General features: G+C 39.9%; 16 protein-coding genes and 1 other annotated feature. All 16 genes read left to right on the top strand.

The features are described 5' to 3' along the window. Positions 1 to 183: 183 nt before the first annotated feature. The 16 genes from AB3N04_RS11230 to AB3N04_RS11155 all read left to right on the top strand — a co-directional run bounded on the left by AB3N04_RS11230 (position 184) and on the right by AB3N04_RS11155 (position 16479). Positions 184 to 1146 carry a DNA double-strand break repair nuclease NurA gene (locus AB3N04_RS11230; protein WP_368502906.1) on the top strand — a complete coding sequence of 321 codons (963 nt, stop codon included), beginning with the start codon at positions 184 to 186 and terminating at the stop codon, positions 1144 to 1146. A 13-nt stretch (positions 1147 to 1159) separates the two neighbouring features. Beyond that, on the top strand, positions 1160 to 2992 hold the full coding sequence (locus AB3N04_RS11225) for an ATP-binding protein (RefSeq protein WP_368502905.1): 1833 nt from the start codon (positions 1160 to 1162) through the stop codon (positions 2990 to 2992). Between the two features lie 69 nt (positions 2993 to 3061). Further along, positions 3062 to 3305 (top strand) — a binding site (T-box leader). 49 nt (positions 3306 to 3354) lie between these two features. After that, the gene (metG, locus tag AB3N04_RS11220) at positions 3355 to 5361 is read left to right on the top strand and encodes a methionine--tRNA ligase (RefSeq protein WP_368502904.1); all 2007 of its coding nucleotides are present in this window, start codon (positions 3355 to 3357) and stop codon (positions 5359 to 5361) included. A 108-nt stretch (positions 5362 to 5469) separates the two neighbouring features. Continuing rightward, entirely contained in the window at positions 5470 to 6240 is a 771-nt protein-coding gene (locus tag AB3N04_RS11215; RefSeq protein ID WP_368502903.1) for a TatD family hydrolase, read from the top strand. 228 nt (positions 6241 to 6468) lie between these two features. After that, positions 6469 to 7749 (top strand): ubiquitin-like domain-containing protein, encoded by a 1281-nt coding sequence (locus AB3N04_RS11210; protein WP_368502902.1) that lies wholly within the window; start codon positions 6469 to 6471, stop codon positions 7747 to 7749. 124 nt (positions 7750 to 7873) lie between these two features. Continuing rightward, on the top strand, positions 7874 to 8431 hold the full coding sequence (gene rnmV, locus AB3N04_RS11205) for a ribonuclease M5 (RefSeq protein WP_368502901.1): 558 nt from the start codon (positions 7874 to 7876) through the stop codon (positions 8429 to 8431). Continuing rightward, positions 8428 to 9306 (top strand): 16S rRNA (adenine(1518)-N(6)/adenine(1519)-N(6))-dimethyltransferase RsmA, encoded by an 879-nt coding sequence (gene rsmA / locus AB3N04_RS11200; protein ID WP_047973595.1) that lies wholly within the window; start codon positions 8428 to 8430, stop codon positions 9304 to 9306. Before rnmV ends, rsmA begins: the two co-directional genes overlap by 4 nt. Positions 9307 to 9356: 50 nt before the next feature. Next, complete coding sequence (gene yabG, locus AB3N04_RS11195) at positions 9357 to 10229, top strand: sporulation peptidase YabG (RefSeq protein ID WP_368502900.1); 873 nt, start codon at positions 9357 to 9359, stop codon at positions 10227 to 10229. A gap of 375 nt (positions 10230 to 10604) precedes the next feature. Beyond that, positions 10605 to 10868: a biofilm formation stimulator Veg gene (gene veg / locus AB3N04_RS11190; protein WP_047972521.1), complete on the top strand. Its 264-nt coding sequence runs from the start codon at positions 10605 to 10607 to the stop codon at positions 10866 to 10868. 119 nt (positions 10869 to 10987) lie between these two features. Next, positions 10988 to 11173 (top strand): small, acid-soluble spore protein, alpha/beta type, encoded by a 186-nt coding sequence (locus tag AB3N04_RS11185; protein ID WP_047972520.1) that lies wholly within the window; start codon positions 10988 to 10990, stop codon positions 11171 to 11173. A 133-nt stretch (positions 11174 to 11306) separates the two neighbouring features. After that, entirely contained in the window at positions 11307 to 12161 is an 855-nt protein-coding gene (ispE, locus tag AB3N04_RS11180; protein ID WP_368506031.1) for a 4-(cytidine 5'-diphospho)-2-C-methyl-D-erythritol kinase, read from the top strand. A 68-nt stretch (positions 12162 to 12229) separates the two neighbouring features. Beyond that, positions 12230 to 13084, top strand: coding sequence for a pur operon repressor (gene purR / locus AB3N04_RS11175; RefSeq protein ID WP_368502899.1), 855 nt, complete (start codon positions 12230 to 12232; stop codon positions 13082 to 13084). Then, positions 13084 to 13458 (top strand): RidA family protein, encoded by a 375-nt coding sequence (locus AB3N04_RS11170; RefSeq protein WP_368502898.1) that lies wholly within the window; start codon positions 13084 to 13086, stop codon positions 13456 to 13458. Before purR ends, AB3N04_RS11170 begins: the two co-directional genes overlap by 1 nt. Before the next feature lie 152 nt (positions 13459 to 13610). Continuing rightward, on the top strand, positions 13611 to 13904 hold the full coding sequence (gene spoVG, locus AB3N04_RS11165) for a septation regulator SpoVG (RefSeq protein WP_047972517.1): 294 nt from the start codon (positions 13611 to 13613) through the stop codon (positions 13902 to 13904). A gap of 212 nt (positions 13905 to 14116) precedes the next feature. After that, a complete protein-coding gene (gene glmU, locus AB3N04_RS11160; protein WP_368502897.1) occupies positions 14117 to 15475 on the top strand; it encodes a bifunctional UDP-N-acetylglucosamine diphosphorylase/glucosamine-1-phosphate N-acetyltransferase GlmU in 1359 nt (452 codons plus the stop codon). Positions 15476 to 15528: 53 nt separating this feature from the next. After that, positions 15529 to 16479, top strand: a complete 951-nt coding sequence (locus AB3N04_RS11155; protein ID WP_368502896.1) for a ribose-phosphate diphosphokinase — start codon at positions 15529 to 15531, stop codon at positions 16477 to 16479. The last annotated feature ends 117 nt before the right edge of the window (positions 16480 to 16596 follow it).

Here is a 16596-nt window from a genome sequence, read left to right as displayed (position 1 = left end):
AGACTAGAACTATTTATAATTTTTTGTGTCATTATTCGACATTTTTCTCTCTGTTTTTAGAATACCAGTGTTTCCAAAACAAGTCAATTAAATAATAATAATTTTTGCTTATTTATACATGTAATTTATTCCAATTTCTTAAACCTAGTAGTAACAGCCGTTTTAAAAGGAGGTAAATTAAGTATGTTAAATCTATCCCCAGATCTTGCTAAAAAGTTGGAAGTTATCGGTAATGAATTAAAAGGAATATATGCTCATTCGACAAATAATAAAGAGATCATTCGACAAAAGTTGCAGGAGTCAGGTACTTATTTTCGACAAATGGAGTCGATTTCGATAGAGACTATGTCGAAATGGTTAAATGGTCGTGAGATTGCAGCTGTAGATGGATCTGTAAACCAGACGAAAGGTCAACCTCCTCACCTATTGTATTTATTCCAAGCACTAGGGAAAACGATATCGGGATATGAATGTAGAGATTCTGATATATACACACCCCTTCTAGATGCAAAAGAAGAATCAGAAGAAGGCTCATCGTCGATTAATATGCGTTCACACCTTTTAGCAAAGCTTGAATTGCAAGTAGCAAGCCAATTAATAGAAGAGCGTGACATTGGTTTTTTGATGATGGATGGTGCTTTATATCATTACAGAATTGATGCCCCAGAAGAATGGGAGCACTTAAGAGGTCTTGCAATAGAGAAAGATGTGCTACTAGTAGGTGTGTCTGAAGAAATTACAACGGAGAACCTCATTAAATTACCTGCCTTTTCAGCAGAGGCAATCCGTCCTCACACGTACGATCGAGATTTACTTTTTGGCATACTCAACCGTGGTGAGATGATTTTTATAGAAGCAATCCAACAAAAAGCTGGACTATCCTCTTCTTGGATCAGGCCTAGCTCTGCTCCAAGTATGACTGGTTTTGATTTATTAGTAGAACAAACAGATAAACGTGATCTTGTTTCTGACCTTATTTATACTCTTACCCCAAAAGATGGAAGAGGAATCCCTTTTTGGTTGGATTATGTTGACCGTGATGTTAGAGTAACGGATCGTCTTGTCGAAGCTTTAGTAGAGCAGTACATTGATCCTGAAATTAAACAACGATTATTTATACAAAAACGCCAAGATAGACCATACTAAGGAGGAATGAGAGATGCAGATTGTAGGTGTAACCACACAGCATGAGGTATATGTGGCGTCCAAAACTCATAAATTTCGTATGAATGAAATGGTCGTAATAGAAGATGAAGCGCTAAAACATCCAAAAGGTGAAGTGGTCGAAACATTCTCCTATAACCGCTATATACCAATGGGGTTTGATAAAGGAATTGTCGATGATCAAGTGCTAAAGACTTTGGAGCATATTGGCTATGATATTGGTGCGGATGATATTCATCTAGCTAAGGTGCGCTTATTTGAAGAAGCCCCTCAACCGATTCAAACAGGAGCAAGAATTAGACACCCAGAATTTCATGAAATTGAATCATTGCTAGTCCAATCAACACCAACAGATGGCATGATACTTGGAGAAGTCAAATCAACGGACTTTATTGCACCGAGCTTGCCAGATTCTCTTGACAGATTATTACATATTCAAGAAGAAGAAGTTCTTCGCAAACAAAACGGTGTACCGTTTATCTTTGATATTCGAGCTATGCAACAATACCCTCACATAGGAGTTTTTGGTGGCTCTGGTTCTGGGAAATCATTTGGTCTGCGAGTGATGTTAGAGGAATTAATGAAGCTTTCAATTCCAACTATTGTTTTCGATCCTCATTTTGAAATGAACTTTGCAGCTACTGCGAGTGGACTCGATGACGTTCCTTCCTATAAAGATCGTTACACAGTCGTTCAAATTGGTCGTGATGTTGGAGTGGATTTTTCTGCCTTATCAACAAGAGATGTTGAGAGGTTACTTCAAGCTGCTGGCTCCCTAAGTGAGTCGATGGTCAATGTGATTCAAACGATTCATAAGCGAAAAGATAGTTACCAGTCTTTTAGTGATCGAGTGGCAAACTTAGCAGAGGCATTGGAGCTTGGAAAACAAAAGGTAGAAGGCTTTCTTCACGATGGTGGAATGTCTAGGGAAGAAATCGCAAAGTACCACACCTTTAAAAAGTTATTAGATCAATTCGGGAGCTTACCACTTGCCTCGGTAAAGGGAATTCAATGGCGTGTAAATCGTTTAAATCAAGCTGGTCTTTTTCAGCAAAATATTCGCGCGATTGAACAAGGGATCCATGCGGGTCAGCTTGTTGTTGTCCAAGGGGCGGTTTGGTTGCTGCAAGTATTCTCAAGTTATGTCATCGGTTCTTTATATGGGAAGAGACGGATGTATAAAGATGCGAAGCTGCAGCAACAGCAAGGTGAGTTTTTCCCGCCATTTGTGGTGGTAACCGATGAAGCACATAACTTTGCTCCAAAAGGATATGATGCTCCTGCTAAATCCGTATTAAAAGAAATTGCACAAGAAGGCCGAAAATACGGAGTATTTCTCATTTTTGCTACGCAAAGACCGACGTTACTTGATGAAACGATTACGGCACAATTGAATTCTAAATTCGTATTTAGAACCGTAAGGGGAACCGATATTCAAACGATTAAAGAAGAAACAGACTTGACTCATGATGAAGGTAAGAGACTTCCTTACCTTCGTTCTGGAGATGTGTTTGTTTCCTCAGCTATTATTGGTAGAACGATGGCTGTTCGAATTCGCTTTGCTCATTCCACTAGCCCACATACACTGAATCCATTTGATGAGTTAAAGCAAATGAATGCGGCAAGTGATGATGCCGTTATGGAAGCGCTAAGTCCACACCTTCCTATTGCCGAAATGAGTATAATGAAGGAACTAGAAACACTCAACAAAGAAGCGCAAAAAAGCTGGGATGTGCAGACGTGGAAACAGGAGCTAGAACGCTTGTGTCAACAAGGAAAGTTAAAAAAGCAAAAAACCCCATTTGCCACGCTCTATGATCGCTCTTGACAGCAGTCTATAGGGTTCGGTATATTTTGGATAGATTTGAGGAATAAATGTAGAATAAGTAAGTAGATATAAGATCCGATGAGAGGATAAGTACATGTATGAGCTATTTGACAGAGAGCCGGGAGAGCTGGGAACCGGTAGTAGAACAACATGGAAAATGGTCCTGGAGGTATCATCTTTGAGCATGTATGTGTTGTAAGGAGATGACGTAGCTGGCGTTAACAGACGAAGTCATGGACTTCATGAGCCTTTCTGCTGTGAAGAGAAAGGGAATGTTGGGTGGTACCGCGTGAGATATGCTCTCGTCCCGATTTGGATGAGGGCTTTTTGTATTGTCTAAAAAGAAGTGGGAGGTTTTTTTAATGAGTGAGAACAAAACATTTTATTTAACAACGCCGATTTATTATCCAAGTGCTAAATTACATATCGGTCATGCGTATACGACGGTAGCTGGGGATGCAATGGCTCGCTATAAGCGTCTTCGTGGTTATGATGTTCGTTATTTGACTGGTACAGATGAGCATGGTCAAAAAATCGAGCAAAAAGCAGCTGAAAAAGGATTAACGCCACAGCAATTTGTCGATGAAATTGTTGCTGATATACAATCTCTATGGAAAAAACTAGATATTTCTTATGATGACTTTATTCGTACAACAGAAGAGCGTCATAAAAATGTTGTTCAAACCATTTTTGAGCGTTTGCTTGCACAAGGGGATATCTATCTTGATGAGTATGAAGGTTGGTACTCAATCCCTGATGAAACATTCTACACAGAACTTCAATTGGTTGATCCGATTCGCAATGAAGACGGGAAGATTATTGGTGGAAAGAGCCCAGATAGTGGTCATCCGGTAGAAAAGGTTCGTGAACAATCTTACTTCTTTAGAATGAGTAAATATGCGGATCGCCTGTTAAAGTTTTATGAAGACAATCCGACGTTCATTCAGCCAGAATCTCGCAGAAATGAGATGATTAACAACTTCATTAAGCCTGGTCTTGAAGACCTTGCTGTATCGCGTACCTCTTTTAAATGGGGTGTACAAGTACCGAGCAATCCTGAGCATGTTGTCTACGTATGGATTGATGCTCTATCAAACTATATTACTGCACTTGGGTACGGACAAGACAATGACGAGCTTTACCAAAAATACTGGCCGGCAAATGTTCACTTAGTAGGAAAAGAAATTGTTCGCTTCCACACAATCTATTGGCCAATCATGTTAATGGCACTTGATTTGCCTTTACCTAAGAAAGTATTTGCTCATGGATGGTTGCTCATGAAAGATGGAAAGATGTCGAAGTCCAAAGGGAACGTAGTGGATCCTGAATCATTGATTGATCGTTACGGATTAGATGCTCTTCGTTATTATCTATTACGCGAAGTTCCATTCGGTTCTGATGGTGTGTTCACGCCAGAGGGATTCGTCGAGCGTGTTAATTATGATCTAGCTAATGACCTTGGTAATTTATTAAACCGAACAGTAGCGATGATTAATAAATATTTCAATGGGGCTCTTCCGACTTATGTGAAGGATGCGACACCATTTGATTCTGAGTTACTAGATCTTGTGAACGCGACGGTCACTAAGGTTGAAAATGCTATGGAAGAAATGGAGTTTTCAGTAGCATTAACAGCTATTTGGCAGCTAGTTAGTCGTACAAATAAGTACATTGATGAAACACAACCATGGATGCTTGCTAAAGATGAATCTAAGCAAGAAGAGCTAGGTTCGGTTATGTATCATTTAGCAGAATCCTTGCGCTATGTGTCTGTATTAATTCAACCATTCTTAACAGAAACACCGAAAAAAATATGGGCTCAGCTTGGACTAAACGCGGAGGTAACAAGTTGGGAATCTCTAAGTGATTTTGCACAAATCCCAGCTGGTACAACTGTTCAAAAAGGACAACCTATTTTCCCTCGTCTTGAAGTACCTGAAGAAGTAGCCTATATCGTTGAAAAAATGGGTGGGGCAAAGCCTTCAGAAGTGAAGCAAGAAGAAATGAAGCAAGAAGACATGAAGCAAGAAGACATACCAGAAGTAGATGAAATTACGATTGATGATTTTACTAAAGTAGACCTTCGTGTAGCAGAAGTTTTAGGAGCAGAACCAGTAAAAGGTGCCGATCGTTTGCTTAAAATTCAACTAGATTTAGGCTATGAAAAACGTCAAGTGGTATCAGGTATTGCGAAATATTATTCTGCAGAAGAATTAAAAGGTAAAAAAGTTATATGTGTTACAAACTTGAAGCCAGTTAAATTACGTGGTGAATTATCACAAGGAATGATTTTAGCTGGTTCAAAAGGTAAGAAGTTACAGCTTGCTACGATTGATGGCAGCTTACCAAACGGGGCTCAAGTTAAATAGATCTCACCACTAGGTGGAAAGCTAGTCAAAAGGAGAAGAGATAAAACTTCTCCTTTTGACATTTGTTTTATTAGTATATTTTTTTAGTAAACTAGGAGGTAAGAAGATATGTTATTTGATACACATGTCCACTTAAATGCTGATCAATTTGAGGATGATGTAGAAGAAGTAATAGAACGTGCGAGAGAAGCAGGAGTCAGTGAAATGGTTGTGGTCGGTTTTGATGAGAAAACAATCAATCGTGCGCTTCATTTAATCGAAAAGTACGACATGCTATATGCAGCTGTAGGTTGGCATCCGGTTGATGCAATTGACATGACAGACGAACATTTAAATTGGCTAGAAGAGTTAGCAGCGCACCCAAAGGTCGTAGCTCTTGGGGAAATGGGTCTTGATTATCATTGGGATAAGTCTCCGAAAGATGTTCAAAAAGAGGTATTTAGAAAGCAAATTCAACTAGCTAAAAAGGTCAAATTACCAATTGTCATTCATAACCGTGAGGCTGACCAGGATATTGTAGATATTTTGGAGGAGGAGGACGCTAGGGAAGTTGGTGGAATTATGCACTGCTTTGGGGGGAGCGTAGAAATAGCTGAACGTTGTCTCAACATGAATTTCTATATTTCTCTTGGAGGTCCGGTAACGTTTAAAAATGCAAAGCGCCCAAAAGAAGTAGCGAAGCATGTACCGATGGATCGTTTATTAATTGAAACGGACTGCCCTTATTTAGCGCCACATCCATACCGCGGAAAACGTAACGAGCCGGCCTACGTTAAGCTTGTAGCGGAACAAATTGCTGAGCTTAAAGAGGTGGATTTAGAAGTGGTGGCGAATAAAACAAGAGAGAATGCTAAAAGACTTTTTGGCATAATTCGATAGCCGCTTTTGTCAAAGCGTGACGGGGCTTGTCTAGAATATTTCTGTTTCGTTATAGTTCTACACGACAAACGTCACGCATAGAGTGGACGTGTCGAGAAGTTAGGGTTTCCAATCATTCCATTTTCATAGATAATAGAGTAGATGTGGCAAGGTACCCATATTTAATCAGTTGACAAAAAGGAGGTACAGTGTTTATAATTCGAACGTTGAGAAGGAGGAATGGATGACATGGAAGCGAATATACGCCGGTTTCTTCCAGGTAATGGTTCTGGTATGAAACTAGTCATCTCCGTCATAAGTCTCATTCTCTTCGTTGGCGTGATCATTTACGCTGTATACGAGACGACGAAGGCAACAGTTACGGTTATGGTTGATGAAGAAGAAGTAACCGTTCAAACACATGCTTCAACTGTTGCTGAATTGATGATGGAGCAAGAATGGGATGTTAACGAATATGATCATATAGAACCATCACTAGATTCACGAATTGATGGAAATATGCTTGTAACGTGGCAACCTGCAAAGCAAGTAGCAATGACAATTGATGGAGAAAAGCAAAATGTATGGACGACTGCTGAAGACGTTGAACAGCTTTTAGCCGAACAAAATATTGAATATACTGATCACGATCACATTGAACCAGCAGTTAATACGGCAATTACTGAAGATTTAGTTGTAAACTATGAATCTGCCTTTCAGGTTGAGCTTACAAGTGACGGTGAACAACAAGAGTTTTGGACAACTTCGACGACTGTCGCTGACTTTTTAGAGAGAGAAAATGTTTCATTAGGAGAACTTGACCGAGTCGAACCTGCGTTAGAAGAACGCTTAGACGAAGCAACAGATATTCGAGTGATACGGGTAGAAAAAGTCACCGATGTGGTGGAAGAAACCGTTGCATTTGGCACGGTTACAAAACGAGATGATGATCTTGAGAATGGTAAGGAAAAAGTAGTAAATGCTGGTGCTGAAGGCCAGGTGAATAAACATTTTGAAGTGGTGCTTGAGGATGGAGAAGAAATTTCTCGTGAACTAGTGAAAACCGAGACGGTAAAAGAGAGTGAAGATCGGATTGTTGCTGTAGGAACAAGACCTGCTCCTGAGACCGTATCTCGTAGTGCAAGTCCGAAACCAGCACCGACGAGTACACCTAGCCCAACTCCTGCAAGTAATAACAGTTCAAGTTCGTCATCTGAGAGCGAATCTAAACCAAGTGGAGGTCGCACAATGACTGTTAGTGCGACGGCTTATACTGCTTCTTGTAGTGGTTGTAGCGGAGTGACGGCCACTGGAATTAATTTGAATAATAATCGTAATATGAAAGTGATCGCAGTAGATCCAAGTGTGATTCCGCTAGGCTCAAAAGTCCACGTAGAGGGCTATGGTACAGCTGTCGCTGGAGATACAGGTGGTGCGATTAAAGGAAATAAAATTGACGTTCATGTTCCAACAAAAGAAGAGGCTACACGTTGGGGACGTAAGTCAGTTAAAATTACTATTTTAGATTAATGGCTTATCTGCACAGAGCGTTATCGTTCTGTGCTTTTTTTTTGTGAAAAAAAAGTCTACAATATAGAGAACAATTTATTTTGAACATGGTAAGGATAAGTAGGGTTAATAAAGGAGTTTGTGAATGAAAATTAAAGAAGTAATCGTCGTAGAAGGTCGAGATGACACTGTGGCGGTTCAAAGAGCAGTAGATGCTGATACGATTGAAACGAATGGCTCTGCCGTTAATAAAGCTTGTCTAGAGCGTATCGCCCTTGCCAAAGAGCGCAGAGGCGTGATTATTTTTACAGACCCAGATTATCCGGGTGATCGGATTAGAAATGTGGTAAATGAACATGTTCCAGGATGTAAGCATGCTTTCCTTCCAAAAAACGAAGCCATCTCTAAAAATGGAGATGATCTCGGTGTCGAAAATGCATCAATCGAAGCAATTCGTATGGCGCTTAGTCATGTACTACAAACATATGAGGAGCCGCTAGAGACGATTACTTGGGATGATTTACATGCTGCGGGCCTTATAGGAGGTCCGCGTGCTAAACAACGTCGTGAACATCTTGGAATATTGCTTAAAATTGGGTATGCGAATGGAAAGCAATTGTTAAAAAGACTTCACACGTTTCACATATCGGAATCTGAATTTAGGGAAGCACTTATTGAGGTATACAGGGAGGAACAACAATGAACAAGGATATTGCCACACCGATACGCACGAAAGAAATTTTAAAGAAGCACGGTTTTAGTTTTAAAAAGAGCTTAGGTCAAAACTTTTTAATCGATACAAATGTTTTACGGAATATAGTAGATGCTGCAGGTCTTGATGAAACATCAGGGGCGATTGAAATTGGGCCTGGGATTGGAGCTTTAACCGAGCAGTTAGCTAAAAGAGTTGATCAAGTAGTTGCATTCGAGATTGATCAACGATTATTACCGGTCTTAAAAGACACGCTATCACCTTATGATAATGTTGAAGTGATTCACTCGGATGTTTTAAAAGCAGATATTAACGAGGCGATTACAACCCACTTCAAAGATAGCCAGGATCTAATGGTGGTAGCGAATCTTCCCTATTATGTCACGACGCCAATTCTAATGAAATTACTTGAATTGAAGTTGCCAATTAGAGGGATTGTGGTCATGATCCAAGCTGAAGTGGCAGAAAGAATAGCAGCAAAGCCAGGTACAAAAGATTATGGATCATTATCAATTGCTGCGCAGTATTATGCAGAGGCGGAGAAAGTGTTAACGGTTCCTGCGTCGGTTTTTGTACCCCAACCTAGAGTTGATTCAGCTGTCTTACGCTTAACAATTAGAGAGACGCCTGCAGTTGATGTGATAGATGAACAGTATTTCTTTAAAGTGTTTCATGCAAGTTTTGCTAACAGAAGAAAGACGATTTTAAATAACCTTATTCATAATTTAGCTTCAAAGGAACAAAAGCCAAAAATTGAACAGGCTTTAGCAGAAGCAAATATAGATCCTAAAAGACGTGGTGAAACGTTATCAATTGAAGAGTTTGGCACTTTAAGTGACACTCTTTACAAAATTCTTCAACCTTAGCACAGTTTTTCTTTCTCTCACATAGGCTGAGTTGAGAGGGGGAAGTGCCGATGAAATTAAAAACTGGAGATATTGTGGCTCGGCTTTCCTACAAATGTGATATATTATTTCGCGTTCACAAAATCATAGGCAATACAGTAGAGCTTGTTGGGGAAGAAATGCGTTTAGTAGCAGATGCCCCTCTAGAGGATTTAGTGCTCATCTCTGAAGAAGAGAGGACAAAGCGTAGGAAACTAGCTCTAGAGACAGAATTGAACTCCTACCGCCTTTTTAGGCAAGATGCTAAGCTAATGAAAGAGCGAAATGAATATGAGTCGACATCTGGATATGAAGCAGAATCATCTTTTTTTGAGTTGCGTGGTCGTGTTTTGCATGTTGACGGCGATCCGCTCTATTTACGTAAATGTACAGAGTTATATGAGCGGTTAGGGATACCTGTGTATGGAGTTCATATAGCTGAAAAGGAGATGCCTGCACAAATTGGTTCCTTACTTGAGATGGTTCAACCAGACATTGTGGTCATCACAGGTCATGATGCTTATTTGAAAGGAAAGGGAGATGAGGACGACTTACGTTCTTATCGGCACACCAAACAGTTTGCAGAATGTGTCAGGATTGCTAGAAAACATGTGGCACACAGAGACGAACTGGTGATTTTTGCTGGTGCTTGCCAATCTCATTTTGAGACGTTAATAAGAGCGGGTGCTAATTTTGCAAGTTCTCCTGAACGAGTCAATATTCATGCGCTCGACCCCGTTTATATAGCAGCTAAAGTTAGCTTAACATCATTTATGGACCGTATTGGCCTTTGGGATGTCTTGCGAAATACGATTACGGGTGAAAAAGGTTTAGGTGGGATCGAAACGCGTGGCGTTATGAGGCGAGGAATGCCAATAAAACAAGAGTACCAGTCAGAAGAGTGACTGGTACTCTTTATAGTTAGGTCTGTTATTCAGCGGTTCAGACCCTGCATCTTCCCCACCACAAGCGGTAGGATTAATAGAAGCTGAGAGAATAGCTATGGTCATTTTTAACCATTTTTTCATCTTTACATAAATCTAATCAACCAACTTAGATCAAGTAAACCGTACATGGAAAACCATGTGCGGTTTGTTTTTTTATTATCCATACATAATTTTGACAAACTTAGACAAAATAGATAAGGAGAAAAAAATGTTGCACGGATTTTGTTGAAAGCATTGACAATCAATATGTCCAATTGATATAATTTAAAATTTATTTGACAAAATTGAGGATGCGTGCTATACTATATTTTAAGAATGAGGTGGGGTGTAATAATGGGAAAAACGTTGATAGACATTAAGCGTGCGTTAGATGCCAATGTTGGGAAACGGATTACAATTAAGGCGAATGGCGGCCGTCGGAAAACGATGGAACGTTCAGGTCTTTTAGAAGAAACATACCCTTCAGTTTTCATTGTGAAATTGGATGAACAACAGAATGCATTTGAACGCGTATCGTATAGTTACGCAGATATTTTAACTGAAACAGTCGAACTCATGCTTTGTGATGAGGGTGAAAGTGCCTCAGCAATAAAGTAACTCAACATAGAATTCACATGCGTTGACTCTCTAATGGAAGCATTAGGGAGTCATTTTTTTTGATTTCAGGTGCATTCTAAGAATGTCGTCGGTCTTCTCAAAAAAGGAGTTGTTGGATCATGAGCAGAAAACGCGGTGTAATGTCTGAACAATTTAAAGAAGAGCTAGCAAAAGAGCTTGGCTTTTATGACACCGTCCAAAAAGAAGGATGGGGCGGTATTCGCTCGAGAGATGCTGGGAATATGGTTAAGCGTGCAGTTGAGATCGCTGAAAATCAATTGGCACATCAACAACAATCAAAATAGAGAGACGACGATAACCGAGGCATCATGCCTCGGTTTTCTTCATTGTTAAAGAGAAAATCGACTTGCTGTGGTATGTTGGATGAACAAGTGATAAAATAACGTAAGCAAATGGATAGTATAGAAGGTGACTATGGTGAAATGTTCAGTTAAAGCTCCTGCTAAAATTAATTTATCATTAGACGCAATCAAAAAAAGAGAAGATGGGTATCATGAAGTTGAAATGATCATGACCACAGTCGATTTAGCAGACCGACTCGATTTGACAAGTACCGAAGACGGAAAAATCAAAGTAGATGTATCAGAAGGCTTCGTCCCAAGTGATCACCGTAACTTAGCTTATCAGGCTGCTTCTTTGCTTAAAGAGCGCTATCAAGTAAAGCAAGGTGTATCCATTTATATTACAAAAAGAATACCAGTTGCAGCAGGACTTGCTGGGGGTAGTAGCGATGCGGCGGCTACTTTAAAAGGCTTAAATGACTTATGGTCGCTAGGTCTTAGTTTGGACGAGCTTGCAACGCTTGGTGCGGAGATTGGATCGGATGTGTCGTTTTGTGTTTATGGTGGCACTGCACTAGCGACTGGGCGTGGTGAAATTATTAAACATATTGACTCTCCACCTCCATGCTGGGTTATCCTAGCTAAACCACCAATTGGGGTCTCGACTGCTGATGTGTACAAGCGGTTAAATGTAAATGAGGTAGAACATGCTAAAACAGAGCAGATGATAGAAGCTATTAAAAATCAAAATTTTAAAGGAATTTGTAATCATCTTCATAATGTTCTCGAAACGGTAACGTTAGATATGCACCCAGAAGTTCGTAAAATTAAAGAACAAATGCAACGTTTCGGGGCGGATGGTGTATTAATGAGTGGAAGTGGTCCGACTGTGTTTGGCTTGGTAGAGAAGGAATCAAGACTACACAGAGTTTATAATGGGCTACGCGGTTTCTGTAGCGATGTGTATGCAGTTCGTTTAATTCGTTCCTAGTTTACTTGCTAAAAACCGTACAAAAGTGATATGTTATAACTAATTATTCGGTTTTTAGTGGGGGTATTATGAAAAAATTAAAACGAAGCGGACGGCTTGTCGATATGACTTATTATATGCTTCAGCATCCACATGAAGTGATCTCACTTACGTATTTTGCAGATCGTTACCAATCAGCTAAGTCTTCAATAAGCGAAGACTTGGTAATAGTCAAAGAAATATTTGAGCAAGAAGGGTACGGCACTCTATTGACGATTCCAGGAGCGAGTGGTGGCGTGAAGTACATGCCAAAGGTCGGAGAGAAAGAAGCGAGTGAGATTGTTGATAAACTCATAAGCCAATTAGCTGTACCTGGCCGCGTGTTACCAGGTGGCTACCTGTACATGATGGATCTATTAGGAAGTCCTCGTTTTATTCAAGATGTGGGACGACTATTTGCTTCCGTTCTTGCTCATAAGAAGATTGATGCTGTCATGACGGTTGCGACGAAAGGGATACCACTTGCATACGCCGTTGCAGAGTATTTAAATGTACCTGTTAGTATTGTAAGGCGTGATCATCGTGTAACAGAAGGTTCTATGGTTAGTATTAACTACGTATCAGGTTCCTCTAAGCGAATTCAAACGATGACATTAGCTAGAAGAAGCTTAGCGCCAGGTTCCCGGGTCTTTATAGTCGATGATTTTATGAAAGCTGGGGGTACCATTCGTGGTATGATTGATCTGTTAGAGGAGTTCCAGGCTGAACTGGTTGGCATCGGTGTACTGGTTGAATCAGTAGATGTGGACGCAGAAGAACGTCTTGTCGATGAATACATGTCAATTACCCGTTTATCGGAGGTTAATGTCAGAGACAAAACGATAAAAGTAGAAGCTGGGAACGTACTCGAAAAACTTGTACCGATTGCAGAGGAGGATTTATAATGAAAATAGTTCACACAAATAATGCGCCAGATGCTATTGGCCCATATTCACAAGGGATTATTGTAAATAATATGTTCTATAGCTCAGGTCAGATTCCATTAACGGCGGAAGGCGATTTAATCAATGGAACGGTAGAAGAGCAAACTCATCAAGTGTTTAAAAATCTTCAAGCAGTATTGGCAGAAGCAGATGCTTCACTTGAAACTGTGGTAAAGGCAACTGTTTTTATTAAAGATATGAACGACTTCCCTCGTATCAATGAAGTATATGGTGAATACTTTAATACTCATAAACCTGCACGTTCATGTGTAGAAGTGGCACGTCTTCCTAAAGACGTACTTGTTGAAATTGAAGTGATTGCCTTAGTTAAATAAGTGCATGAAAGACTGTGCCAAAAGCACGGTCTTTTTTTTGTGTTGTTAAAAAATAAAAAGATTATAAATTTTCTTTCTATAAAAGAAGGAATTAGAAAGTTAACAGAGAATTGGTATAGCATGAATAATCTACTCTTATAGGTGGTGACAACATGCAGGTAACAGATGTGAGATTACGTCGAGTGAACACCGAGGGCAGGATGCGCGCGATTGCATCTATCACAATTGATCATGAATTCGTTGTTCATGATATCCGTGTGATTGATGGAAACAATGGCTTGTTTGTAGCGATGCCTAGTAAGCGAACGCCTGATGGGGAGTTTAGAGATATAGCTCATCCTATTTCATCCCGTACACGTGACAAGATCCAAACAGCGGTACTAACTGAGTACGAACGGGCTGGAGAATTTGAAGAAGTTGAATACGAGGAAGCCGGAGCTTCCTAGGAAGTAGGACCTATCAATTTAAGATAGGTCTTTTTTTATTTTTCTCCTTATTAAATGTAAATACCTTGTTTAGAAGGTAGGTTTTAGGTTGATTTAGGGAAATGTTCAAGAAGCTGACATATCCAGTTTGATACAACTAATGAACAGTCCTTGAAAACACATCAGTTTTAGGATATATTCGTAATGGAAAAAGGAACACTTGGGGGGAAACCATGAGTAGTCGTTTTGCGGTTATTTTAGCAGCAGGGCAAGGAACACGAATGAAATCTAAACTTTATAAAGTCTTACATCCTGTAAATGGAAAGCCGATGGTTCAACATGTCGTTGATCAAGTCTTAGAGCTTGGCTTTGAAGAAACAGTTACGATCGTAGGGCACGGAGCAGAAGTGGTACAAGAACAACTTGGTGATCAAGTAAAGTACGCTGTTCAAACAGAACAATTAGGAACCGGTCACGCCGTTATGCAAGCAGAGAATATTCTTGCGGATAAAAAAGGAGTGACGGTTGTTTTGTGTGGAGACACGCCACTTCTAACAGCTAATACGATCGATAAGCTTTTAGCTCACCACGCACAAGAAGGGGCAAAAGCAACTATTTTAACAGCTATGGCCGATGATCCGGCTGGTTATGGACGTATTGTTCGAAATAACGAAGGGCTTGTTGAACGAATTGTTGAGCATAAAGACGCAACAAGTGAGGAACAACGTATTTCAGAAATCAATACAGGAACGTACTGTTTTGACAACGAAGCACTATTTGCCTCACTAAAAGACGTTGGTAACGATAATGCGCAAGGTGAATACTACTTACCAGATGTAATTGAAATCTTACAACAAAGTGGCGAAGTTGTTGCAGCTTATCAAACGCCAGCATTTGACGAGACGCTTGGAGTAAATGATCGTGTTGCCTTAGCGCAAGCAGAACGGATTATGAAACAACGTACAAATGAACATTGGATGCGTCAAGGAGTTACAATGATTGATCCTGATCATACGTATATTTCTACAGATGCTACGATTGGTCAAGATACGGTTATTTATCCAGGAGTAGTGATACAAGGCCAAACGACGATTGGTTCTGAATGTGTGATTGGCCCAGGTACTGAAATTAAAGATAGTTCAATTGCGGACCGTACGACTATTCGTCAATCAGTGGTGCACGATAGTGAGGTTGGATCAGAAGTGACGATTGGTCCTTTTGCACATATTAGACCGAAATCTACTATTGGTGATCAAGTACGAGTTGGGAACTTTGTTGAAATTAAAAAGTCTACCATGGGTAATGGCAGTAAAGCATCTCACTTAAGTTATATCGGAGACGCAGAGGTTGGCAATGATGTAAACTTCAGCTGTGGAGCTGTTACGGTTAATTACGATGGCAAGAATAAATTCCTTACAAAAATTGAGGATGGTGCATTTGTTGGCTGCAACGCTAACTTAATTGCTCCGGTGACAATTGGAAAGAACGCTCTAGTTGCTGCCGGCTCAACCATTACAGATGATGTACCTGGTGAAGCGTTATCTATCGCACGAGCTCGCCAAACCAACAAAGAAGGTTATCAAAAGAAATAGTATCAAGTTACTCATGACGCGTATGACGATATATTATCTGGAGGGTATTCATAATGGCTAAATATGGTGATCCAAGCTTAAAGGTTTTCACATTAAATTCTAATAAAGACTTAGCTCACGAAATTACAGAGCATATTGGGGTTCCTGTTGGGAAAAGTTCAGTAACTCGTTTTAGTGATGGAGAAGTTCAAATTAATATTGAAGAGAGTATTCGTGGGTGTGATGTATATTTAATTCAATCGACTTCTGCTCCAGCTAATGAACATATTATGGAGTTACTAATTATGATTGATGCGATGAAGCGTGCTTCTGCTAGAACAATCAACGTTGTAATGCCTTATTACGGCTATGCTCGTCAAGATCGTAAGGCACGTGCGCGTGAACCAATCACATCAAAACTAGTTGCAAACTTGATCGAAACTGCAGGCGCAACACGCGTGTTAACACTTGACCTACACGCTACTCAAATTCAAGGTTTCTTCGATATTCCTGTTGATCAATTGATGGGTGTTCCAATCTTATCGACTTACTTTGAAGAAAAACAATTAGAAGATATCGTTATTGTTTCACCTGACCATGGTGGAGTAGTACGTGCACGTAAAATGGCAGATCGCTTAAAAGCTCCTATTGCCATTATTGATAAACGTCGTCCAAAACCAAATGTAGCAGAAGTTATGAATATTGTTGGTAACATTGAAGGTAAAACAGCGATTATCATTGATGATATTATCGATACTGCCGGTACCATCACATTAGCAGCAAATGCTCTAGTAGAGCACGGCGCAAAAGAAGTGTACGCTTGTTGTACGCACCCAGTGTTATCTGGTCCAGCAATTGAACGTATTGATAACTCAAAAATTAAAGAACTTGTTGTAACAAACACTATCCCTCTAGATGAAGATAAAAAAATCGATAAGATTACACCACTATCAGTTGCCCCATTAATGGCTGAAGCGATTATTCGTGTCCATGAGCATGCATCTGTAAGTAAGTTATTTGATTGATCAAGTGATTACGTAGAATTTAGGTAAGTAAGTTTGAGGCTGGAATTTAGTCAATTTCACAAAAGTCGTTTTAAAATTCACTAATTAGGGAACAAAAGATATAGACGCAATCGAATC

It is taken from the genome of Alkalihalophilus sp. As8PL, assembly GCF_040939795.1.
GTDB classification, from domain to species: Bacteria; Bacillota; Bacilli; order Bacillales; family Bacillaceae_D; genus Alkalihalophilus; species Alkalihalophilus lindianensis.
The sequence above is the reverse complement of the archived record's forward strand: the minus strand, read 5'-3'. Positions and strand labels throughout refer to the sequence as shown.

Bases quoted from the DNA above. Each gene is read 5' to 3' on its own strand.
- AB3N04_RS11230 (WP_368502906.1), top strand. From the start codon at position 184: ATGTTAAATCTATCCCCAGATCTTGCTAAAAAGTTGGAAGTTATCGGT.
- AB3N04_RS11225 (WP_368502905.1), top strand. From the start codon at position 1,160: ATGCAGATTGTAGGTGTAACCACACAGCATGAGGTATATGTGGCGTCC.
- metG (WP_368502904.1), top strand. From the start codon at position 3,355: ATGAGTGAGAACAAAACATTTTATTTAACAACGCCGATTTATTATCCA.
- AB3N04_RS11215 (WP_368502903.1), top strand. From the start codon at position 5,470: ATGTTATTTGATACACATGTCCACTTAAATGCTGATCAATTTGAGGAT.
- AB3N04_RS11210 (WP_368502902.1), top strand. From the start codon at position 6,469: ATGGAAGCGAATATACGCCGGTTTCTTCCAGGTAATGGTTCTGGTATG.
- rnmV (WP_368502901.1), top strand. From the start codon at position 7,874: ATGAAAATTAAAGAAGTAATCGTCGTAGAAGGTCGAGATGACACTGTG.
- rsmA (WP_047973595.1), top strand. From the start codon at position 8,428: ATGAACAAGGATATTGCCACACCGATACGCACGAAAGAAATTTTAAAG.
- yabG (WP_368502900.1), top strand. From the start codon at position 9,357: ATGAAATTAAAAACTGGAGATATTGTGGCTCGGCTTTCCTACAAATGT.
- veg (WP_047972521.1), top strand. From the start codon at position 10,605: ATGGGAAAAACGTTGATAGACATTAAGCGTGCGTTAGATGCCAATGTT.
- AB3N04_RS11185 (WP_047972520.1), top strand. From the start codon at position 10,988: ATGAGCAGAAAACGCGGTGTAATGTCTGAACAATTTAAAGAAGAGCTA.
- purR (WP_368502899.1), top strand. From the start codon at position 12,230: ATGAAAAAATTAAAACGAAGCGGACGGCTTGTCGATATGACTTATTAT.
- AB3N04_RS11170 (WP_368502898.1), top strand. From the start codon at position 13,084: ATGAAAATAGTTCACACAAATAATGCGCCAGATGCTATTGGCCCATAT.
- spoVG (WP_047972517.1), top strand. From the start codon at position 13,611: ATGCAGGTAACAGATGTGAGATTACGTCGAGTGAACACCGAGGGCAGG.
- glmU (WP_368502897.1), top strand. From the start codon at position 14,117: ATGAGTAGTCGTTTTGCGGTTATTTTAGCAGCAGGGCAAGGAACACGA.
- AB3N04_RS11155 (WP_368502896.1), top strand. From the start codon at position 15,529: ATGGCTAAATATGGTGATCCAAGCTTAAAGGTTTTCACATTAAATTCT.